18 protein-coding genes and 1 rRNA gene are annotated in these 22,171 nt (G+C 59.0%); 14 read left to right on the forward strand and 5 right to left on the reverse strand.

The features are described from left to right. Positions 1-109 (forward strand): 5S ribosomal RNA (gene rrf / locus PMX70_RS05880); the annotation flags it as partial. A 130-nt stretch (positions 110-239) separates the two neighbouring features. On the opposite strand, the gene PMX70_RS05885 is transcribed toward rrf, so the two are convergent. Next, the gene (locus PMX70_RS05885) at positions 240-707 is read right to left on the reverse strand and encodes a hypothetical protein (protein WP_138113597.1); all 468 of its coding nucleotides are present in this window, start codon (positions 705-707) and stop codon (positions 240-242) included. A gap of 277 nt (positions 708-984) precedes the next feature. Here PMX70_RS05885 and PMX70_RS05890 point away from each other — a divergent pair, with 277 nt between their 5' ends. Beyond that, complete coding sequence (locus PMX70_RS05890; protein ID WP_040359532.1) at positions 985-1,416, forward strand: Hsp20/alpha crystallin family protein; 432 nt, start codon at positions 985-987, stop codon at positions 1,414-1,416. Between the two features lie 82 nt (positions 1,417-1,498). On the opposite strand, the gene PMX70_RS05895 is transcribed toward PMX70_RS05890, so the two are convergent. Continuing rightward, entirely contained in the window at positions 1,499-2,308 is an 810-nt protein-coding gene (locus PMX70_RS05895; protein ID WP_006235598.1) for an MBL fold metallo-hydrolase, read from the reverse strand. A gap of 48 nt (positions 2,309-2,356) precedes the next feature. On the opposite strand from PMX70_RS05895, the gene tilS reads away from it, so the two are divergent. The 5 genes from tilS to PMX70_RS05920 all read left to right on the forward strand — a co-directional run bounded on the left by tilS (position 2,357) and on the right by PMX70_RS05920 (position 9,092). Continuing rightward, entirely contained in the window at positions 2,357-3,895 is a 1,539-nt protein-coding gene (gene tilS, locus PMX70_RS05900; protein WP_006235599.1) for a tRNA lysidine(34) synthetase TilS, read from the forward strand. Between the two features lie 147 nt (positions 3,896-4,042). Then, positions 4,043-4,591 carry a hypoxanthine phosphoribosyltransferase gene (gene hpt, locus PMX70_RS05905; RefSeq protein ID WP_035138721.1) on the forward strand — a complete coding sequence of 183 codons (549 nt, stop codon included), beginning with the start codon at positions 4,043-4,045 and terminating at the stop codon, positions 4,589-4,591. A 1-nt stretch (position 4,592) separates the two neighbouring features. Further along, the gene (gene ftsH, locus PMX70_RS05910; RefSeq protein ID WP_271740480.1) at positions 4,593-6,731 is read left to right on the forward strand and encodes an ATP-dependent zinc metalloprotease FtsH; all 2,139 of its coding nucleotides are present in this window, start codon (positions 4,593-4,595) and stop codon (positions 6,729-6,731) included. A gap of 189 nt (positions 6,732-6,920) precedes the next feature. Then, entirely contained in the window at positions 6,921-8,105 is a 1,185-nt protein-coding gene (locus tag PMX70_RS05915; RefSeq protein ID WP_271740479.1) for a pyridoxal phosphate-dependent aminotransferase, read from the forward strand. 165 nt (positions 8,106-8,270) lie between these two features. Next, positions 8,271-9,092, forward strand: a complete 822-nt coding sequence (locus tag PMX70_RS05920; protein WP_271743143.1) for a phosphatase — start codon at positions 8,271-8,273, stop codon at positions 9,090-9,092. 78 nt (positions 9,093-9,170) lie between these two features. Here the strand turns inward: PMX70_RS05920 and rlmD are convergent, their stop codons facing one another. Then, complete coding sequence (gene rlmD, locus PMX70_RS05925) at positions 9,171-10,619, reverse strand: 23S rRNA (uracil(1939)-C(5))-methyltransferase RlmD (RefSeq protein WP_138113589.1); 1,449 nt, start codon at positions 10,617-10,619, stop codon at positions 9,171-9,173. Between the two features lie 337 nt (positions 10,620-10,956). Between rlmD and PMX70_RS05930 the strand changes: the two genes are divergently transcribed. From PMX70_RS05930 to PMX70_RS05945, 4 genes are all read left to right on the forward strand, one after another. Continuing rightward, complete coding sequence (locus PMX70_RS05930) at positions 10,957-11,817, forward strand: transporter substrate-binding domain-containing protein (protein WP_271743144.1); 861 nt, start codon at positions 10,957-10,959, stop codon at positions 11,815-11,817. 150 nt (positions 11,818-11,967) lie between these two features. Then, positions 11,968-12,621, forward strand: a complete 654-nt coding sequence (locus PMX70_RS05935; RefSeq protein WP_006235606.1) for an amino acid ABC transporter permease — start codon at positions 11,968-11,970, stop codon at positions 12,619-12,621. Further along, positions 12,614-13,378, forward strand: coding sequence for an amino acid ABC transporter ATP-binding protein (locus tag PMX70_RS05940; RefSeq protein WP_229066893.1), 765 nt, complete (start codon positions 12,614-12,616; stop codon positions 13,376-13,378). Before PMX70_RS05935 ends, PMX70_RS05940 begins: the two co-directional genes overlap by 8 nt. A gap of 310 nt (positions 13,379-13,688) precedes the next feature. Then, on the forward strand, positions 13,689-15,764 hold the full coding sequence (locus PMX70_RS05945; RefSeq protein WP_128620655.1) for an elongation factor G: 2,076 nt from the start codon (positions 13,689-13,691) through the stop codon (positions 15,762-15,764). A 127-nt stretch (positions 15,765-15,891) separates the two neighbouring features. Here PMX70_RS05945 and PMX70_RS05950 read toward each other — a convergent pair whose 3' ends face one another. Both PMX70_RS05950 and PMX70_RS05955 read right to left on the reverse strand, forming a co-directional pair. Then, a complete protein-coding gene (locus PMX70_RS05950; protein ID WP_138113581.1) occupies positions 15,892-16,875 on the reverse strand; it encodes a DNA/RNA non-specific endonuclease in 984 nt (327 codons plus the stop codon). Positions 16,876-16,994: 119 nt separating this feature from the next. After that, positions 16,995-18,005, reverse strand: coding sequence for a LacI family DNA-binding transcriptional regulator (locus tag PMX70_RS05955; protein WP_271743145.1), 1,011 nt, complete (start codon positions 18,003-18,005; stop codon positions 16,995-16,997). 415 nt (positions 18,006-18,420) lie between these two features. On the opposite strand from PMX70_RS05955, the gene PMX70_RS05960 reads away from it, so the two are divergent. The 3 genes from PMX70_RS05960 (at position 18,421) to fsa (ending at position 22,120) form a co-directional block, all read left to right on the forward strand. Continuing rightward, a complete protein-coding gene (locus PMX70_RS05960) occupies positions 18,421-19,893 on the forward strand; it encodes a PTS fructose transporter subunit IIC (RefSeq protein WP_006235614.1) in 1,473 nt (490 codons plus the stop codon). 144 nt (positions 19,894-20,037) lie between these two features. Then, on the forward strand, positions 20,038-21,312 hold the full coding sequence (locus tag PMX70_RS05965) for a class II D-tagatose-bisphosphate aldolase non-catalytic subunit (RefSeq protein WP_195192740.1): 1,275 nt from the start codon (positions 20,038-20,040) through the stop codon (positions 21,310-21,312). A 124-nt stretch (positions 21,313-21,436) separates the two neighbouring features. After that, positions 21,437-22,120: a fructose-6-phosphate aldolase gene (fsa, locus tag PMX70_RS05970; protein WP_006235616.1), complete on the forward strand. Its 684-nt coding sequence runs from the start codon at positions 21,437-21,439 to the stop codon at positions 22,118-22,120. The last annotated feature ends 51 nt before the right edge of the window (positions 22,121-22,171 follow it).

Below are 22,171 nucleotides of genomic sequence, written 5' to 3' on the forward strand. Positions count from 1 at the left end.
GCCAGAGCATGGGGGGCACGCCCGGTCCCGTTCCGAACCCGGAAGCTAAGCCCCATCGCGCCGAGAGTACTGCGGGGTCAGCCCGTGGGAGGCCAGGGCGCCGCTGACCGGTGGACGGCACCGAGCCGTACGCTTGAACTTAGAAGGGGGAGGCCACGCGGCCTCCCCCTTTTTTGCGTTTACGGGGCGTAAATGACTCTATTACACCAGACGATCTTATCGTTTTTGGTATTGAGCCTTTATTTAAAGAAGATAAATCGAATAACAAGGGCAACTGCTATGACCGCAATGATCAAAAGCAGGATTGTCAGTCGATGCTGCTTGCGTCGTTTACTTGTCGAAACGAAGATTGATTTTCCCTGTTTTGGCGTTTCGAGATAGCGAGCCGAATGCGTCAAGGTTTGCTTTGGTCGAGGACCTCTTTGTCGATGAGTGGCGGATGCTTTCATCGGCTCATCACTAGCTGCGCTGTTTTTAGATAATGGTGCGTCTTTCAGATATACAGGGTCTCCCGAGGCGACGCCCATATGTTTACGTCCCGTTTGGGCATCCTCGAGCGTTTGATATCGATTTCTCGTCACATACTCGGGCTCCGGATCATTAATGGGCTCTTGCGAGATGTGGGGGCGATGGAACCGCGGCGGCTGCGTGGAAGTATCTTCCCCCTGCGTCGGCATAAACATTTTGTTCTGGTTTTGGTCGTCCATGATGCCCTTTAGCTCGTTACCAACAACGTGTACGCGCTCATTGTAAGCCCCTTGCTATTTGTAGCTGTGAACATACTTGTTATTTAAGCTCTGGTTCAAAGAACCTTAACCTTATTAAAACCTGAGTCAAACACACTTAGATATGCTTATAGTACTAGACTCAAAAAACTTTATAGTCGATGTATATATGAGCACTGGGTGGGCATATATAAGAGCGTCAAAAGAAGTCCCAGTCACCTAGAAGATGACTCGGCAGTCCTTAAAAGGAGTGGTAAACATGGCAAGCATGGTTCCTTATCGTTCGGTTTTTGGCGTTCGTCCTTCTGCTAGCTCGCTGTTCGATCTGTTTGATGATATGACTGACCTTGCAAACAACTCGATTGCTTCCAAGGCGTTTCCCGTTGACGTTGAGGATAAGGGCGACGGCTATGAGGTCAAGGCTTATCTGACCGGCGTCGCCAAGGACGATATCGATGTCGAGCTTAACGAGGGTCGTCTGTCCATTAGCGTGAATGTCGAGGAAGACGAGGAGAACGAGGGCAAGAACTTCCTGCAGAAGGAGTTCAGCTCGTACAGCGCGACGCGTGGCGTGTATCTAAAGGACGCTTCGAGCGAGGGCCTCTCGGCTAAGTACGCTGACGGCATCCTGACCGTTACGGTCCCCAAGATCGTCGAGAAGAAGAACGTTACGAAGATCTCCATCGACTAACTTCGTTGGTGTTCTGCGCTATTAAAAGACAGCAAAAGGGGCTGGGAAGCGATTCTCGGCCCCTTTTGCTGTCTAGGACAGTCTATTGAATGGTTACTGGCCGATGCTGGCTTGCGGGGCGTATCGAGAGTTTTCGCGATCCTTGGAGAAGGGTTGCGGAGCTGCCGACCTCGTCATCCAGGGTTGCGGTCAGAGCTTTGGCATAGCTTTTGACGGTAAGGCTCGGACGATTGTTATCTTGGCTGATATGCATGGCAATGAGCTGTTCGGTGCGTTCGGTAACAAGTTCGCGCGCGGCTTCGGCGGCTTGGCCATTGGAGAGGTGTCCCCTTGCAGACAGGATGCGCTCCTGAAGAAAGCGGGGATATTCTCCCTCGCGCAGCATGGTCACATCGTGGTTGCTTTCGAGTGCGAGGACTCGACAATCTTCGAGGGTGTTCATGGCTTGGCTCGATAGCTCTCCGGTGTCGGTGGCAAAACCGATGGAATCATCGAGGGTGTCGAATCGATAGCCGACTGGATTGATGACATCGTGTGACGTTGAGTAGGTTTGCACGTGGATGCCGGCAATGGATAGGGTGTCACCGGGATCGAATTCCTCGACAGGCAGATGCGAAAGATTTTCTTTGCTCGAAAGAGTGCCCCTGCTGGCAAAGAGGGGGCCGTGCCAGTGCTTGCACCAGACATCGAGGCCCTTGATGTGATCGCTATGCTCATGAGTAATGAGAAGAGCCGAGACGTTGTCTGCCGAGAGCCCCAGTTCTGCCATGCGCTTTAATGTCTCGCGGCGAGACAGTCCGTCATCGACCATAATGAGCCCCTGCGGGCCCTCGATGAGTGCGCAGTTGCCTTTAGAGCCACTGCCGAGGATATGAAGGTGCAGGCAAGACATAAGATTCCAAAGGATACAATGGGTGCGGACGAATAAAGGAGGAAGCGAATGCCAACGGTATCACAGCATTACGGACACCATGCCGTGCCTGGGGCAGTCGATGAGACCCGGACGAGGCAGCAGGCAGCTCCTGTCGTGCTCATGGTATCAGGCGGCGCGGACTCGACGGCACTGCTTCTTATGGCGTGCACATCAAAGCTGGATATCCAAGACGGACGCGGTGTTGCCCCCATTGCTCGCGAGCGCCTGCATGTGCTGCATGTAAACCATCATCTGCGCGGCAAGGCGTCCGATGGCGACGAGGCCTTTGTGCGTGAGCTCTGCGCGCAATATGGTTTACCGCTGTGTGTGGAGCACGCTTATTTTGATGGGGAGTCGGGCAATATTGAGGCCGCGGCCCGCGAGGTGCGCTATGCCGCGGCGCGGAGGTATGTTCGCGAACTCTGCGCCCAGACGGGGGCACCGCGAACGGCGGCTCGTATCTGCACCGCGCACACGTCTTCGGATCGCGCGGAAACGTTTTTGATGAACGCGATTAAGGGTTCGGGGCCCGCTGGTCTATCGAGCATTCCTCGCCGGAGGAATATCGTGGTGCGTCCCTTGCTCGACCTAACTCATGGCGAGCTCGTGGGCTATCTACAGGTACATGGTCAGCCGTGGCGTGAAGACGAGAGCAATGAGGATATCTCGTATCTGCGAAACTACGTGCGCCATCGGGTAATGCCAGTGGTGGCACAGCGTAATGCGAGCGTGTGCAAGACGATTGGCGCCGCCTGTGAGATCTTGGGTGACGAAGATGCGTTTCTATCCCAGCTGTCGGCACAGGCGTTTCGAAGCTGCCTGCGCAAGGAGGCGGCGGGCGCGCTAGTGCTCGATGCCAGACGCCTTGCTGCGGCCGAGGTGGTAATCGCGCGGCGCATCGTGCGACTGGCGATCAAACGCATCGATCCGGGCGCTCGTCCAGAGATGCGACATGTGGAGCGAGTCCTTTCCTGCGTTGCCGAAGGCACAGGCTCGGTCACGCTTCCGGCGGGAATTGACGCGCGCGTCGAGTTTGGCATGCTAGCGTTTAAGGCGCCGGCGGCTCGTGAGGGGCTGGTTGCGGACTGGATTACCATACCCGGTCGTTTGCCGTTGGGCGGGGGGCGCATGCTGGTCGCAGAGCCGATGGCCGTTGAGCCGGGATGCGATATCGTGCGCCGCGCCCGTGAGCTTGCGGCTGCCGGGGAAGTGACAGCTTTGGTAGACGCGGCTGCCCTGGGTTTTGCCGACAGCGATAGTGAGCGGATCCTGGCGGGCTCACGTGGCGAGATCCCTGCAGAGGCGCGATTGGCGCGCCTGTGGGTGGACGGTCCCGCACCGGGAGACGTGATGTGCCCGTTAGGAATGAGTGGCCGAAGCAAGAAGGTATCCGACTTGCTAGGCGAGGCTCGCATTCCCGTTTCCGAGCGCGCCGGCGTGCCCGTGGTGAGGACGGCGCCGGGAGGTGCCGTGGTGTGGGTCGCCGGAGTTCGCGCGGACGAACGTTTTAAATGCACGGCGGCGACGCGTGTGGCTTATCTGCTTCGCGTGGTTGACGCGGATTAGCCCCTCGCACCAGCTGTTCTGTGCGGCGTTGACGGTATTCCCGCGCTGATGGCGCACGGGCTGGTAAATTTACCCCGTGCGCTGCTAGAATGTGTAGTTCGCGTCCATACGGCGGTGTGTGGGCGATAAGCACAAGAAAGGGTTGTCATGGCTTCTCAACATCCGGATATCGAGAAGGTTCTGTTCACGCAGGAGGATATCGACGGTATCGTCTCTCGCCTAGGCGAGCAGATTACTCGCGACTACGCGGGTAAGGATCTGGTGCTGATTGCGGTCCTGCGCGGCGCCGTGGTCTTTATGGGCGACCTGATGCGTAAGATCGAGCTGCCGACCAACATCGATTTCATGGCTGTTTCGAGCTATGGCGACGGTGTGAAGTCCTCGGGTATCGTGCGTATCATTAAGGACCTGGATATCGACATCCGCGGTCGCGACGTGCTGATCGTCGAGGACATTCTGGACTCGGGCCTGACGCTCAAGTATCTGATGAAGAACCTCGAGAGCCGCAAGCCCGCTTCTCTGGAGGTCGCCGCCTTCCTGTGGAAGGACGTTGAGGACCGCGTCTCGGCCATCACGCCCAAGTATGTTGGAACCCATTGCCCCGATGCCTTTGTGGTGGGCTACGGCCTCGACTATGCCGAGCGCTATCGTAACCTTCCGTATCTGGGCATTTTGAAACCGGAGGTTTATTCGTAAGATGCCCGACGACCGTAACGAGAACAATTCCCAGACTCCCCGGGAGCCTAAGATCCCGGGGATGCCCGGAGGCAAGAAGCCCACGCGTACGGGCTGGCTGTATTTTATTTTGGCTTGCGCGCTTCTGGGCTACGCCTTCTTTAACATGGGCTCCGGCTTTGCCAATTCCAGCAATAGCGTTAAGCTCGCGACGAGCGAGATGGTGAGCGCCATCAAGCAGGATCGCGTCGAAGATCTGACCTATACGGTTCAAGACGGAAGCGTGACGGGTCATTACTGGAAGACGAAGAAGGACAAGGGCGATACGAGCGAGCTCAAGAGCTTCTCCTCGACCTATGTCGGCTCCGATTCGCTTGCCGAGCTCATGGCGGAGCACCCCGATACCAAGTACATCGTCAACACCAACGATCCCGATTTTTGGGGTGACTTGGCGATGAGTGTGCTTCCGACGATCGCCCTTATCGCCATCATGTTCTACTTTATGCGCCAGATGATGGGCGCCAACAACAGGAACATGCAGTTTGGCAAGACCAACGCCAAGACCAACGAGGCCACACGCCCCAAGGTCAAGTTTGAAGACGTTGCCGGCGTGGACGAGGCAGTCGAGGAGCTCGAGGAGATCCGCGACTTCTTGAGCGATCCGGATCGCTACCGCAAGCTGGGCGCCAAGATTCCGCGCGGCGTTTTGCTCGTGGGCCCTCCGGGCACCGGTAAGACGCTGCTGGCAAAGGCCGTTGCCGGCGAGGCGGGCGTGCCGTTCTTTAGCATTTCGGGTTCTGACTTTGTCGAGATGTTCGTGGGCGTCGGCGCCAGCCGCGTGCGTGACCTCTTTAAGGAGGCCAAGTCCCAGGCCCCGTCGATCATCTTTATCGATGAGATCGACGCCGTGGGACGTCAGCGCGGAGCCGGCTTGGGCGGCGGTCACGACGAGCGCGAGCAGACGCTCAACCAGCTGCTGGTCGAGATGGACGGTTTTGAGGAGAGCGAGTCGGTTATCCTGATCGCCGCTACCAACCGCCCCGACATTCTGGATCCGGCTCTGCTGCGTCCCGGCCGTTTTGACCGTCAGGTTACGGTTGACCGTCCGGACGTGAAGGGCCGCGAGCAGATCTTGCGCGTGCATGCCGAGAACAAGCCGATGGACGAGGACGTTAAGTTTGAGAAGCTCGCCCAGATGACCGTTGGCTTTACCGGTGCCGATCTGGCAAACCTGCTCAACGAGTCTGCGCTGCTGGCTGCCCGTCGCCATCGTTCCGTGATCTCGATGGACGAGGTCGAGGAGTCGATGGAGCGCGTGATTGCCGGACCGCAGCGCAAGGGCCGCGTGATGACCGAGGCCGAGCGCACCACGATTGCCTACCACGAGAGCGGTCACGCCCTGGTGGGTCACATCCTGGAGCACTCCGATCCGGTCCACAAGATCTCGATCGTCAGCCGCGGCCAGGCCCTGGGCTACACGCTGCAGCTGCCGCAGGAGGACCACTTCCTCAAGACCAAAAACGAGATGCTCGACGAGCTCGCCGTGTTCTTGGGCGGACGCGTTGCCGAGGAGCTCATGTGCGACGACATTACGTCGGGCGCGAGCAACGACCTGGAGCGTGCGACCAAGATGGCGCGCGAGATGGTCACGCGCCTGGGCATGAGTGAAGAGCTGGGTACCCAGGTCTTTGGCGAGGCGCAGCATCAGGTATTCCTGGGCCGCGACTATGCCGATCACCAGGATTACTCCGAGGAGACGGCGCGTCGCATCGACATCGAGGTTCAGCGCATTATGCGTGAGGCCCATCGCCGTGCGGTCGAGATTCTGGATGCCCGTCGCGACCAGCTCGATCTGATGGCCAAGGTGTTGCTTGAGCGCGAGACTGTCGAGGGCGATGCCGTGAACGCCCTGCTTGACAACGAGTGGGACGCCTACCTTGAGCGCGAGGGCGATATCCTGGCGGCCAAGGAGGAGCGCAATGCCAAGGCGGCCGGTATGCCGGCCAAAAAGCGCGCGCCTCGCATGAGCGAGGAAGAGCTGGCGGCCGATGCCGCGGCCTTTGCGCAGGCGGCCATGCAGGAGGATGCCGAAGCCGCATCCGATGATGCCGGTGATGGCAATGCTGTCAACGCTGACGGCAACACCGACGCCGACAAATAGTTCTTGTAGCGAAAGCCTCCGCGGGGAAACCTGCGGAGGCTTTTTCTTTTGAGCGATATGGGGCCGTCTGTTGATTGGGGACAGACTTAAATGAGCGTTTTCACGCATTTAAGTCTGTCCCCAATCAACATTGCTGCGGCACTTTGCTCGGCTAAAGCGTACAATAGCGCCTATGCGAAAGGGGAACAGATGATCAACGAAACTATGTATGCTCGCGGTGCGGAAAGCTCCATCATCCGTGAGATTTTTAGCTATGGCCTTGAGCGCAAGGCGCAGATCGGTGCGGAAAACGTATTCGATTTTTCGCTGGGCAATCCGAGCGTTCCGGCGCCCGCTGCTGTTGCTGAGTCGATTAAGAAGGCCCTGGAGCTGCCGAGTGACCAGTTGCACGGCTACACCCCCGCTCCGGGCCTGCCGCAATGTCGAGCAGCCGTCGCCGAATCGCTCAACCGCCGCTTTGGCACGAGCTATGAGGGCAAAGACGTCTTTATGACGGTGGGTGCCGCGGCTTCGCTCACCTGTACGCTCAACGCCGTTACGAACCCGGGCGACGAGGTTATTGTTATCGCCCCGTACTTTCCGGAGTATCGCGTTTGGATTGAGAAGGCCGGCTGCACGTGTGTCGAGGCGCTTGCCAACGAGGACACATTCCAGCTGAGCGTGGATAACGTATTCAAGGCGATCACCGACAAGACGGCAGCCGTCATTATCGACTCGCCCAACAACCCGACCGGTGCCGTATATACGCGCGACACGCTGACGCGACTGGCCAATGTTCTGCGCGAGGCCAACGCTCAGCGCGATCCCGAGAATCCGATTATGCTCATCTCGGATGAGCCGTACCGCGAGATCGTGTACGGTGCCGAGGTGCCTTGGGTGCCCTCGATCTACGAGCACACCATCGTGTGCTACTCGTATTCCAAGTCGCTGTCGCTGCCGGGTGAGCGCGTGGGGTGGATCTTGGTTCCCAACACCAATCCGCAGGCTGCCCGTCTGATGCCGGCCGTTGCCGGTGCCGCCCGTACGCTGGGCTTCGTGTGCGCGCCGGCGCTCTTTCAGCGCGTAATTATCGACTGCATCGATGAGCCGAGTGACGTTGAGGCCTATGCACGCAACCGCACCGCGCTTACCGACGCACTAGCGGAGTACGGCTACACCTATGTTGAGCCGGATGGCGCGTTCTACCTATGGGTGAAAGCGTTGGAGCCCGATGCGAATGCGTTTTGCGAGCGCGCAAAGAAGTATGAGTTGCTTGCGGTTCCCTCGGACAGCTTTGGTATGCCGGGTTGGTTCCGCCTGGGCTATTGCGTGAGCTACGAAACGATTGTCAATTCGCTACCCGCTTGGAAACAGTTGGCGGACGAGTATCGTTAAAAGTAAAGCGCTCTGCCTACAATGTTTTACGTGAAACGGGGTTTGGTGTTAAGCCGGACCCCGTTGTCATGGACGTTGTGTCTTTGGGATGGAGTGGTTTTACGACTATCGAAGGCTATGCGTACAATGAATATAAGCGACGGCCGTGCCAGATAAGGAGACCTGATGCCCTACCTGCTTTCTTGTGACATTCATACCCATACGATGTTCTCTGCGCATGCATATTCGACCATTGAGGAGAATGTGTACTGGGCGGCAGAGCGTGGTCTGCAGGTGCTCGGATCTGCCGACCATTTGAGCTCTATGGTTACGGCTTGCCCCAATGACCTGCGCAGTTACCAGTTCTTTATCAACCAGGATATCTGGCCGCGCATTTGGAGCGGCGTGCTGGTGCTGCGTGGTGCCGAGGCCGATATCGTTTCGCTGGACGGAAGCCTGTTTGGCGAGGACACTCCTGTCACGCTCGATATTGCCGGCGATTCGTACAGCCGTCAGCATTCGCTGTTCGATTTGGTTACGCGTAATTTGGATTATTTGGTTGCGAGCGTGCATAATCCGCAGATTGCTGAAGGCGCGACGCTGGCCCAGACGACCGAGATGTATATCAATGCCCTGGAGCACCCCAAGGTGTTCATGCTGGGTCACACGGGGCGTTCGGGCGTGCCGTTCGATATCGACGAGGTGCTGTTGGCGGCTAAGGCCAAGCACAAGATTATCGAGATCAACAACCATAGTCTTGAACACGGTGTCGACACTGAGCATTGGGCCGTATGTCGCAAGATCGCCGAGCGCTGCGCCGAGCTGGGCGTGGGCATTGGCGTTTCGACCGATGCGCACATTGGCATGGCGATTGGCAAGCTCGATCACGCGCGCAAGATGCTCGACGAGATTCACTTCCCGCTGGATTTGATCGTGACGCGCGACCGCGAGACGCTGCTGTGCGAGATGGCGGCAGCCGGCGTGTGCAATCTGCGCAATGGGATGTAGCGGAGTTTATAAACCAAGCGAAGGGGGCGGCCCAGACGGGTCGCCCCCTTTCTTGTCCCAAAAATCTACTGAGGTTGGTTAGCGGCGTTCGAGGACCGCTACGGTTTCGGTGTGGTCGGTGTGAGGGAACATGTCGACGGGCGTGATCTTGAGCAGGCGATAGCCTCCGTCGAGGAGCTGATGCAGGTCGCGCTCTTGAGTTACGGGGTTGCAGCTGATATAGGTGATGCGGCGCGGCTTAAGCGCGCAGGCAGCTTCGAGGAACTCGGGCGTGGAGCCGGCGCGCGGCGGATCGATGGAAAGGACATCGACTCGCTCGTTGTTGTCGGCGGCATCTAGGATGTAGTCGGTGGCATCGTCGGCCATAAACCAAGCGCTGCGGGTGAGGCCGTTGAGCTCGGCATTACGACGTGCGTCGGCAATGCCGGCGTGGTTACGCTCCACGCCAAGCAGCATAATGCCGACGCCCTTGTCCTGGGCGGCTTTGGCTGCGCACAGGCCGATAGTTCCGCTACCGCAATAGGCATCCATGAGTACGTCGCCCTGCTGCAGGTCCATGCCGTCAATCGCGAGCTGATAGAGCAGCTCGGTCTGCTGCGGGTTGGTCTGGTAGAACGCGGTGGGGGAGATATCGAACTCGCAGCCGAGCAGCTGGTCGCGCATGCACTCGGCGCCATATACAATGCGGGTTTCCTCGCCGAGGATGGCGTTGCCGGGACGTCCGTTGATGTTTTGGGCGACGGTGACGATGTGCGGATTGAGTGCGGCGACAGCCTCAAAGAACTCCTGCGCATGCGGCAAGTCGCGCTGAGCGGTCACGAGCGTGACCATGACCTGGTCGGTACGCCAACCGCAGCGGACGACGGCATAGCGAAGCAAACCAAGATGCTTGTCCTCATTAAAGGCGGGAATATGCAGCCGCTCAGCTTCGCGTGCGATGCCGTTGAGAATCTGACGGGCGCCCGGTGCCTCGACGGGGCATTCGGGTACGGCAACGATCTTGTGCGTGCCGCGCTCAAAGAAACCGCAACGGACGGCGCCCTCCTTACCGGGAGCAAAGGGAGTGGCAGCCTTATGACGAAAGCCACGCGGCGCAGGATATTTACCCGGGTCGCCCAGGGTGACACCCATGCCACGAATAGGATCTACAGCAATGCCCTCACGCTCACAAAGCGAAGCAAAAAGCTCCTCCATAGCAGCCTGCTTGGCGGCGAGCTGCTTCTTATAAGGACGATTGAGCGCCGTACATCCACCGCAAGCTTTCATGATGGAACAAGGAGACTTGGGATCAACGGCCTTGCGCGCAGACGAAACCTGATCTTTATGCGAGCGCTTGGAGCGAGTCTGAGATGCCTTGACCTCGCTCCGACGAGAGTCAGAACGCTTGGTCTTAGCCCTGTTCTTGGTCGATTTGCTTTTTGCAGCTTTAGAAGACTTGGATTTCGTAGAAGATTTCTCCTCCTTCGACCCCTCAGCCGCCTCGATCAAAGCACGACGAGCCTTACGCTCCGCACGAGATTCTGCCATCAATAACTCCACTAATTCATGAATTAAAGCTGCAAGTATTGTACCGTGCCAAGCCAGCAGACGATATACAAGCGGTTTAATCGTGTCGGTGATAAGCCCAACGACGGTTGCCCGCCGCGTGAGGGGTGTGGGGGTTAAGTTTATCGCGAGTTCCGCACGAACAGGAGGCCACTTAATGTGGCCTCCGTCGTGAGCAGGACTGTAGAGCAGGAAACTTAACCCCCACACCCCTCACGCGGCGGGCAAACTCGCCTTGTGCTCTATCACGCTAAAGTGTATGATGCTGAACGTTACACGATTCACTTTACTTAACTAAAGTACCATCAAGGGGGATACCATGAATACCGATATGTCTCGTCGTCAGTTTGTTGGTCTAGCCGGCTCGCTCGCCACGGTGCTTGGCCTTGGTCTTGTCGGTTGCGGCGGTGGTGCCGGCAAGGGCTCCGCTGCTGGCTCTGCCGCGGCCAAGGATGTGAAGGGCGCTGCGGAGTCCAAGAAGCTCGTGGTAGGCTTTGATAAGTCCTATCCTCCGTACGGCTTTGTGGGCGACGATGGCGAGTACACCGGCTTTGATCTCAATCTGGCCAAGGCTGTTGCCGATAAGCAGGGCTGGGAGGTCAAATACGAAGCCATCGACTGGGACGCTAAGGACACGCTGCTTAACTCGGGCGCCATCAACTGCATCTGGAACGGCTTTACCATGGAGGGTCGCGAGGACGACTACACGTTCTCCGAGCCGTACATGCTCAACGAGCAGGTGCTGGTGGTCAAGAAGGATGCGGGCATCAAGAGTTGGGACGATCTTGCCGGCAAGACCGTGATTACCCAGACCGATTCCGCTGCGCAGGATGTGCTCGAGGGTGATCAGAAGGATCTGGCGGCGACATTTGCCACGCTCGATACGATCGGCGAGTACAACACGGCCTTTATGCAGCTCGAGAGCGGCGCGGTCGATGCCGTGGCTTGCGACCTTTCGATTGCCCAGTATCAGCTTGCCGCCAAGCCCGATGCCTATACGCAGCTTGATGAGCCGCTGTCCAGCGAGCACTACGCCGTCGGCTTTAAGAAGGTCGACACCAAGTCGGCCGACGCCGTGACCGAGTCGCTCAAGGCGCTCTACGAGGACGGCACGGTTAAGGACCTGTGCGACAAATATGCAGATTACGGCCTTTCCTTCGACAACTGGGTTCTGAAATAGCGGCTTTCCCAGGCACCCGATTTTGCCGTTCAAACCGTCGCTTGCGTACATTTAGTACGCGGCGCTCCTCTTTCACGGCAAACTCGAGCACCTGGAAAACCCGCTTTAGCATTGGGTTTGCTGTTCTGTTGCTGTGAAAGAGAGCTTAGGTTGTCTATTCAGGTCATGATGCAGATGCTTGGCCAGGGATTCTTGGTCAGTTTGCAGTTGTTTGTGCTGACGCTGCTGGGGTCGATTCCGCTGGGAATCCCCGTGGCGTTTATGCGCATGAGCAAAATCGCGCCGCTTCGCTGGATTGCGCGCATCTACATTTCGGTCATGCGCGGTACGCCGCTCATGCTGCAGATGTTTGCCATCTACTTTGCCCCGTACTACGTGTTTGGCATTTCGCTCACGCCCGATTCCAAGTGGACGGCGTGCGTCGTGGCGTTCATCATCAACTACGCCGGTTACTTTGCCGAGATCTATCGCTCGGGCTTGCAGTCCATTCCGCGCGGTCAATACGAGGCTGCCGAGGTGCTGGGCTATTCGCGCGTGCAGACGTTTCTGTATATCGTGATGCCGCAGGTCGCCAAGCGTATTCTGCCGGCGATGGGCAACGAGATCATCACGCTGGTCAAGGACACGTCGCTGGCGTTTGCCATTGGCGTGGGCGAGATGTTCTCGACCGCCAAGGCCCTGGTTGCCTCGCAGGTGAGCATGGTACCGTTTGCGATTGCGGCGCTGATCTACTGGGTTTTCAACTTCGTGGTCGAGATGCTGTTGGGCGCCGCCGAAAAGAAGCTGGACTATTATCATGACTAACTCGGTGATGAAAATCGAAAGCGCTCGCAAGGCGTTTGGCGGCAATGAGGTGCTCAAGGATATCTCGCTCGAGGTCAAGCGTGGCGAGGTCGTGGCGATTATCGGGCCTTCGGGTGGCGGCAAGTCCACGCTGCTGCGGTGTGCCACGCTGCTCGAGACACTCGGCGGAGGCTCGCTCTCGTTTGGTGACCTTGCCGTTGCGACGGATGCGGGTTCGGGCGCAGTCTATGCGAAGGGCGATGTGCCCAAGCGGGCACGCTCGCGATTCGGCCTGGTGTTCCAGAATTACAACCTGTTCCCGCACTATACCGTGATGAAAAACATCATCGACGCGCCGATCCGCGTGCTTAAGCGCCCGCGCGAACAGGCGGAAGCTCGTGCGCGCGAGTTGATCGCGCAGATGGGGCTTACGGGCAACGAGAACAAGGTTCCGTGTGAGCTTTCGGGCGGTCAGCAACAGCGTGTGAGTATCGCCCGCGCCTTGGCGCTCGACCCGGAGATCCTGTTCTTTGACGAGCCGACCTCGGCGCTCGATCCCGAGCTGACGGCCGAGGTGCTGCGTGTCATTAAAGACCTTGCCGCGCAGAATATGACGATGGTGATTGTGACCCACGCAATGCAGTTTGCGCGCGATGTTGCCGACCGCGTGGTCTTTATGGATGGCGGCCGCATTGTCGAGGAGGGTCCTGCCGAGCAGGTCATCGACCATCCGCGTGAGCAGCGCACCCGTGAGTTCTTGAGCCGTATCGAGGGATAGGCTCAGGTATTTACTCAACTATTAATTAAGGCGAAGCCGCCGCAGGTCTTACGGTCTGTGGCGGCTTTTTGTTTGCATCGACGGGGTTCAATAATCGCCTCACAAGCTTGTCTCTTCCTCTCGCCGCCTGTATTCATACGTGCGCCGAAAGGTATGCATGGACGGTCGCCCGTGAGGGTAGGGTGGTGGCATAGGACATTTGGAGGGTGAGTCGGCTCGGCTGCCGACCATGCTGCTCCCGGGATGGCACCGACCGCGAACTCTCCCCGTTGGCGTCGCGCATTGCGCGCGGCCCTGCAAGGAGGTCATCATGGGTGCTCCCAAGACCGGTAACGTAAGGAACGTGGTGCTCGTAGGCCAAGGCGGGGTGGGCAAGACTTCACTCGCCGAGGCCATGCTCCACCTTTCCGGCAAGACCGCCCGCCTGGGCGGCCACGACGGCACCAAGCCCACGCTCGACTATGACCCCGAAGAGGTCAAGCGTGCATTTTCCATCTCGACGACCATCGCGCCGATCGACTGGAAGGGCGCGCGCATCAATGTGCTCGATGCCCCGTGCTACCCCGATTTTATCGGCGACGCCTTTGCCGCGATGAGCGTCTGCGAGACGGCTCTGTTTGTGGTCGACGCCGAGGCCGGCCCACAGCCTACGACGGTTAAGCTCTGGTATGCCGCCGAGGACCTGCGTCTGGCGCGTGCGGTGTTCGTAAACCGCCTGTCGCGCTCCGAGGCCAGCTTTGCGACCACGATGGACCTGCTGCAAGAGCGCTTTGGCACGCGCCTGGGCGCCGTGACCCTTCCCTGGGGCGAGGGCGAGGACTTTGACGGCATCATCGACCTGGTGCGCATGAAGGCGCGCCATTGCAACGGCACCGAAGCCGTTGAGTCGGAGATTCCCGAGGAGTATCGTGCCCAGGCCGAGGAGGCCCATGACCATCTGTGCGAGTTGGTGGCCGAGGCCGACGATGAGCTGATGATGAAGTACCTGGAAGGCGAGGAGACGCTGACGCAGGAGGAGCTTGAGGGCCTGCTGTCGAAGGCGATCGCCGAGCGCATCTTTGTGCCGGTCTTTGCGGGCGATTGCATTAAGGAGCAGGGCGTCAACTCGCTGATGGACGACATCGCGACGTACTTTCCGGCGCCGACCGACTACGGCGAGATGCCGCTCATCGACGGTGATTCGCTCAAAATCTCGAGCGACGATGACCGTCCGGTGGCGTTTGTGTTTAAGACCCTGGCCGATCCGCAGCAGGGTCGCATCAGCTTTATCAAGGTGCTGACGGGTACGCTTGAGCCGGGTCTTGAGCTGATCAACGCGCGTACCCGCAAGGGCGACCGTCTGGCTCACCTGTATGTGATGTGCGGCCGCGATATGACCGAGGTCGGTCACGCCTATGCCGGCGACATCATCGTGGCGCCCAAGCTGGCTGCCGAGACGGGCGACACGCTCTCGATTACCGGTAAGGTCGAGGCCGCGGCGTTTAAGTTCCCCAACTCGCAGTACCGCATTGCCATCGAGGCCGAGAATCGCGGCGACGAAGAGAAGCTCTACACGTTTATCGAGAAGGCCTGCAAGGCCGATCCGACCATGAGCATCGACCGCGACGAGGAGACCGGCCAGACCATTATCTCCGCCGTTGGTGAGGCGCAGGTTTCGGTGCTGCTCAACCGTTTGGAGGATCGCACCAAAGTCGTGGCCAAGAGCGTGCCGATCCGCATTCCGTATCGCGAGACCATTCGCCGTACGGCAAGTGCCCAGGGCCGCCATAAGAAGCAGACCGGCGGCGCCGGTCAGTACGGCGACTGCTGGCTGCGCGTGGAGCCGCTCATTGGGCCCGACGGCACGAGCGATGGCTATGAGTTTGTGGACGAGGTCGTGGGCGGCCGTATTCCGCGCTCGCTGATCCCCGCCGTGGACAAGGGTGTCCAGGAGACCATGAAGGACGGCATCATTGCCGGCTACCCGCTCACGGGCATTCGCGTGGCTGTGTACGACGGCTCGTATCACAGCGTCGACTCCAACGAGATGGCGTTCCGCGCGGCAGCTCGCATCGGCCTGCGCAAGGCATGTGCCGATGCCGACCCGGTGGTGCTGGAGCCCATTGAGGAAATTACGGTGACCATCCCCGAGAGCTACGCCGGCGCTGTGATGGGCGACATCTCGGCATCGCGCGGTCGCGTGACGGGCATGGAGACCGATGAGCGCGGCGATACCGTGGTTATTGCCCAGGCGCCGCTGGCAGAGCTGACGGATTATTCGACGCGCCTGCGCTCTATCACGCGCGGCACGGGTGACTTTACCATGAAGCCCGCAGGCTATGAGCAGGTGCCTTATGACGTTCAGGCCAAGCTGGTCGAGCGCTATGAGGAGGGCCGCGCCAAGTAGCACGTGATTTTGTCTGCAATGTAGGTGCTGACGAAAGGGCCGCCCTGGGTAACCGGGGCGGCTCTTTTTGATTCCTTGGGGACGGAGGAAAACGGATCATTTAGGCTTTGGGGCAGCTTGGTCGGTCCTAGTCTCCCGAGGCCTGATTGCGGCCGGTGGTGTAGTCGATCTGCACGTGCGGCTGCAGGTTGTAGCAATATACGTGGAAGCAGAGGGTCTTGCCGTGGTCCTCGACCGATTGCGCCTCAAGGCGCATGCCACGGCAGACAAGTTCCTCTTCGTTATACATAGGCGTGACGCGGTAGAGCACATGGTTGCCCGTATCGCGAATATAGTTGAGAATCTGCTCTTCAAACGGCAGCATGCCCGTCTCGTTGAGATAGCGCGTGCCGGTGAGGAGATTCTTGCGGTTGGCGTTTTCGCCGCAGAGCGACCAGGCGATAAGGTGGCAGCGGTTGTAGAGGCTCTGGCCCGGAATAAAGTCGTAGCGCTGCTGGTGCCAACCGGCAGGATGGATGCGCGAGATATCGCCGCGCTTTCCCTGTCCGAGCGACTCGGGGCCTACACAGGCGAGCGCCTTGCGAGTGCGACCCAGGCTGTCGAGCTTGGAGAATTTCTTAAAGCAGCCCTCTTCGGTGGCGCGATCGTATTCATCGAGTGTGAATGACGGCGTGCCGAGCGGGTGCGTGCTGTCGGCGCGAAGGGCAACGTAGGGGTTGCCGGCGTAGTCGGGAATGCTGCTGAGATAAACACCGCGGGCGCGGTTGAGGTCGGGGTTTTCGACCTCGTCGATGGGGGTGGCGGCACTGCCCGCGGAAACGTCGTCATCGGTGTCGGTCGCGGCGGAATCGGAGCCATCGCCGGAGTCCTGGCTGTTTTGAGGGTCCGCCGCGCTCGCCGTTCCCGATTCGAGCCGAGCGACCAGGTCTGCCTCGTCGTCGGTGCGGCTGGGACTCTCGTTTTGTTTTTCGGCCAGAGCCGCCGCCTGCTCATCGCCTTGCGGCGACAGCAACTTGGGCGCTCCGTCGAGCGATCCCGTAAACAGCGCAAACCCCAGCACCACGGCGGTGCCGATGGAAAGTGCTTGCTTGTAGGCGGGCTTGCGCGACATTGAGGCTCCTGGATGGACGGTTGGGAATCTACCAGTCTAGCAGGAGCCGGCAAGGGCCGTTCTGTCGAACAAATACTTAAGATTTGAGACAAACGCTACTGATTCATTTGTCCCGCGGTCTAGATCGAGGTGGAGTCGAGCCAGTTGAGCTTGCACTCGAGAATGCGCTGCTCGCCGGGTTCGCCGCTGCCGTCAAGTAGGGCGAGCAGCATCTCGGCTGCTTCGCGACCTTCCTGGTCGACGGGCTCGATGATGGTGGAGACGGTCGGCGTGGTGAGATTAGTCCAGTCTTCGCAGTTGAGTCCCAAAAGGCCGATTTGCTGCGGAAGCAGATGGGCCATGGGCTGAAGCGCCTTGTAGACGCGGGGGAGCGCCCATTGGTTTTGGACAAAGATGAGCGTACGCTTGGCGGGATTGAACTTGAATTTAAAGTACTCGGTAAGCTCGTTGATTGACGGCTTGTTGTGATCGATGGGAATCGCTTTGTAGAGCTGCCCGTTCGCTGCCAGCGCCTCGGCATACCCCTGAAAACGCTCCATGCGGGTGCGCATCTCGGTCATGTTGGCGGCAATGGAAAAGAAATCTTCGTAGCCGGCGTCGAGGAGTGCCTGTGTGGCGTTGTACACGCCGTCGTAAAGGTTGGTTTTGATCCAGCTGGTACCTGGGCTATAGATGGCCGCATCGAAAAAGACGACCGGCTTGCCGGCTCGTCTAATGCGGTCGTGCACGGCTTTGAAGTTTGCCGTGGGCTGGATGATAAAGCCATCGACGCCCAGCGAGAGCATTTTGTCGACGTACATGAGCTCGGTCTCGGGGTTAAAGTTGCTCGTGCAAACGACCGTCTGGTAGCCCGCGGGGAGCATGACCTGCTCCATGCCATTGAGAACGAGCCCCGCCCATTTGTTGGTGTTATCCAAAATGATGATGGCGATGACGTGGGTTTGCTTGCCGGTGAGCGTCTGCGCTTGGGCGTTGGGAACGTATCCGAGTTCCTTAATGACGCGCGCGATTTTGTTCTGCGTCTTCTCGCTAAGCTTTTCTCGTTTGTCGTTGAGGTAATACGAGACGCTTGCCGTCGAGGTTCCCGCCTCTCGAGCGACGTCTGCGATCGTAACGCGCTGTTTTGCCACAGCGACTCCTTCCGACAGATGAGCATTTTCCAACATGATGACTTTGAGTCTTGGTGAGGGATGCGCTTCGGTGAGCGGTTTTATCCTTTCATATGAGTATGCAACAAATGCGGCATACGGGTGGGGTCGAAATTTGTGACCGGCATGCGCATCTGCCGTCTACCGAGAAAATCAAATACTTCTTGACTTTTGAAATCGAGGGTAAAATCGCAGGATTCATTTTTGGTTAAACGCATAACTAAATCGCATAACCAACGCTCTGACCTGCGCGTTTACCGAAATAAGCTGGCATTAAGAAAAACGAGCACCTATATTGGTCTTGTCGAAAAGACAGCAAGTCCAAACGGCAGGGGATGCTCCGGAGGCCTCCGCAAACGGTATCTTGCGCACGCAACTCTATGAAAAGAGGGAAGCAATGAAGATCGTAGGCGTTGCCGCCTGTACCGTGGGTATCGCCCACACGTATATGGCTCAGAAGGCGATTCAGGATGAATGCGCCGCCCGTGGCATCGAGTGCAAGGTCGAGGCTCAGGGTGGCCTGGGTATCGAGAATGAGCTCACGCAGGAAGACGTGGACTCCGCCGACCTGGTCCTGGAGTCCGTCGACGTGGGTGTCGAGAACGAGGACCGTTTTGAGCAGAAGATGGCCGAGGGCAAGTTCCTGAAGGTCGGCACCTCGGATGTAATCGCCGATCCGGTAAAGATCATCGACCAGGCCATTGAGATCATCAAGGCGACGGGTGGCGCCGTTGACGCGCCCAAGGCCGAGGCCAAGGCAGAGAAGAAGGCCGTCTCCGCTGCCCCGCAGGCCCCGACACCGGCGTCCAAGCAGTCTATCTTTGCCGATCCTGGCAAGACGCTGCTCAATGCATTCAATACCGGCGTTTCCTATTTTATCCCCATCGTCGTTATCGGCGGCGTGTTTCTTGCCTTCTCGCTGGCATCCGGTACCGCCGGCGCCAACGGCATGGAGGTTACGAACCCGCTGATGGTGAGCCTTAACACCATCGGCATGGCCGGCATCTCCATGATGATCCCGGTGCTTGCGGCATACATCTCCTACTCGATGGCCGGCAAGCCCGCGCTCGCCCCCGGTTTTGTCCTGGGCTACCTGGTCAACAACGCCGTCGTCACCCCTAACGGCAACAGCGTTTCGACCGGCTTCTTGGGCGCCATGATCATGGCGGTCATCTGCGGCTACTTTGTCCGCTGGATGAAGACCTGGAAGGTCAACAACACCATCCAGACCATCATGCCCATCCTGATCATCCCGATTCTGACCTCGCTTGTCCTGGGCATGGCCTATATCTACATCCTGGCCACGCCGCTTGGCTTTGTGATGGACTGGCTCACCGGCGTGCTCGGCAGCCTGCAGGGCGGTTCCGCAGTTGTCCTGGGTCTGGTCATTGGCGTTATGACCGCCTTCGATATGGGTGGCCCCATCAACAAGACCGCCTCGACCTTCACCATGGCCATCATGGCCTCCGGTATCTACGGTCCTAACGGTATGTTCCGCGTCGCCGTCGCCGTTCCCCCGATCGCCTGCGGCCTCGCTGCGCTCATCGCCAAGAACAAGTTCGATGACGCCGATCGCCAGATGGGCATCTCCGCACTGTTCATGGGCTGCATCGGCATTACCGAGGGCGCTATCCCCTTCGCGGTCAAGGACCTCGGTCACACCCTGCCCGGCATCTGCATCGGCTCTGCCGTGGGTGCGGCGCTCGCCGCCTTCCAGGGTATCGACTGCTACGTCCCACACGGTGGCTTTATCGTCGCCCTTGCCACCAACAACGTCGCGCTGTTCTGCCTGGACATCGTGATTGGCGCCGTGGTCGCCGCCGCAATCCTGATTGCCATGAAGCCCACGCTCGATAAGCAGGCCAAGTAAACCTTTGAGGACTCCGGTTGTGCGGAGGGATGGATTTGACTCCGCACAACCGCCCCTACACAACAAAATCCATCCGTACTGATAGGGCCCGCATCTGGGTCCCAGGGAACTTTTGTCAAAAATCCTCTGGAGAAGGAGAACAAAATGTCCAACCTCACCATCCGTCAGGCCGTTCAGGGCATGCTCAAGCTGCAGGATAGCGGCGATCACGCAACCATGGTCGGCATTGGCCCCATGAGCCCCAACCTGATTCAGGCCGTGTTCGAGCTTGCCAAGGACGAGGATTTCCCGCCCATGTTTATCGCCAGCCGCAACCAGGTCGATATGGACGAGATGGGCGCCGGCTACGTCAACGGTTGGGACCAGACGCGCTTTGCCGCCGACATCAAGAAGGTTGCCGACGAGGTGGGTTACACCGGTCCGTACTACCTGTGCCGCGATCACGGCGGTCCGTGGCAGCGCGACGAGGAGCGTAACGCCCACCTGCCCGAGGACGAGGCCATGGAGCTCGCCCGCAAGTCCTTCGTCGCCGACATGGAGGCGGGCTTTGACCTGCTGATGGTCGACCCCACCAAGGACCCCTATCAGATCGGCAAGGTTATTCCGCTCGACGTGGTGCTTCGCCGCACGATTGATCTTATCGACTACCTTGAGCAGTACCGTCGCGAGCATAACCTGCCCGAGGTTGCCTATGAGGTCGGTACCGAGGAGACCAATGGCGGCTTGACCTCTACCGATAAGTACGAGGAGTTCATTTCTCAGCTGCAGCCCGAGCTCGAGAAGCGCGGCTGCCCCATGCCCACCTTTATCGTCGGCCAGACCGGTACGCTCACCCGTTGGACCGAGCAGGTCGGCCATTACAACTTCAAGAATGCCCGCGAGCTCGCCGACATGGCTAAGCGCTACGGCGTGGGCCTGAAGGAGCACAACGCCGACTATCTGGACGACGCGACGCTGCTCGAGCACATCCCGGCACACGTGACCGCCTCCAACGTTGCTCCGCAGTATGGCACCGAGGAGACCCGCGCCTACCTCAAGCTCTGCGCCACCGAGCAGATCCTGGTCGACAACGGTCTGTGCGATGACCCCTCCGACCTGTATCACACCCTGCTGGTCAAGGCTATCAAGACCGAGCGCTGGCGCAAGTGGATGACTGGCGACGACGTCAACCTGCAGGTCGACGACATTCTTGCCGACGATGAGCTCAGCCTGAAGATCCTGGATGTCTCCGGTCACTATGCGTTCAACGATCCTGAGGTCAAGGAGCAGGTCGAGAAGCTCTACCGCAACCTCGCCGCTCAGGACATCGACGGCAAGCGCTTTGTCATCGAGCACATCAAGCGCCCGATCAAGCAGTACGTCGTCGGTCTTAACCTCAAGGGCGTCACGACCCGCATCGAGGCCGCTCTTGCCGAGTAAGTAGCTTTTCCTACGCGACGCCGGGCCTGGGGCATGTCCCAGCTGCAGGCCCGGCACATGGGACAAAGGGGCAGTCCCTTTGTCCCATTCTTTTGAGTTTTAGCTTCCTTTGAAGGGGTTCACCATGAAGTTCTTTATCGATACCGCCAATCTGGACGAGATTGCCGAGGCCAAGAGCTGGGGCTGCCTGGCCGGTGTTACCACCAACCCGTCCCTGTACGCCAAGACCGGCGGCAAGCTTGCCGACTTTGAGCCGCATATGCTCAAGATTGCCGAGCTCTGCGAGGGCCTGCCCGTGTCCGCCGAGTCTACCGCGACCACTGCCGAGGGTATGATCGAGGAGGGCAAGCGCCTTGCCGCCCTCGCCCCCAACATCGTGGTCAAGCTTCCCGTGTGCGAGGCCGGCCTTGCCGCCTGCCGTGCGCTGGCCGATGCTGGCGTGCGCGTCAACATGACGCTCGTCTTCTCGCCGACGCAGGCCCTTATGGCCGCCAACGCCGGTGCTCGCTACATCAGCCCGTTTGTCGGTCGTTTCGACGACATCGCCGAGGACGGTATCTCGCAGCTCGACAACGTCGTGACCTGCATTAAGAACTACGACTGGACGGGCAAGAACGTCGACGACACCGTCGAGATCATCACCGCCTCGGTTCGTACGCCCAACCACGTAACCCAGGCCGCGCTGCTTGGCGCCGATATCGCGACCGTGCCCATGGCAGCCCTTAAGAAGTGCCTGCACCATCCGCTGACCGATCAGGGCCTTGCCTCGTTCGAGGCCGACTGGCAGAAGGTCGTCGCTCAGGCTTAACGAGTGGATTGCCCCGGCATCGTGTCATCCGGTGCCGGGGTTGTTCTCAAG

Origin of the sequence: Collinsella aerofaciens (assembly GCF_028206795.1) — a bacterium.
Lineage (GTDB): Bacteria > Actinomycetota > Coriobacteriia > Coriobacteriales > Coriobacteriaceae > Collinsella > Collinsella aerofaciens_AX.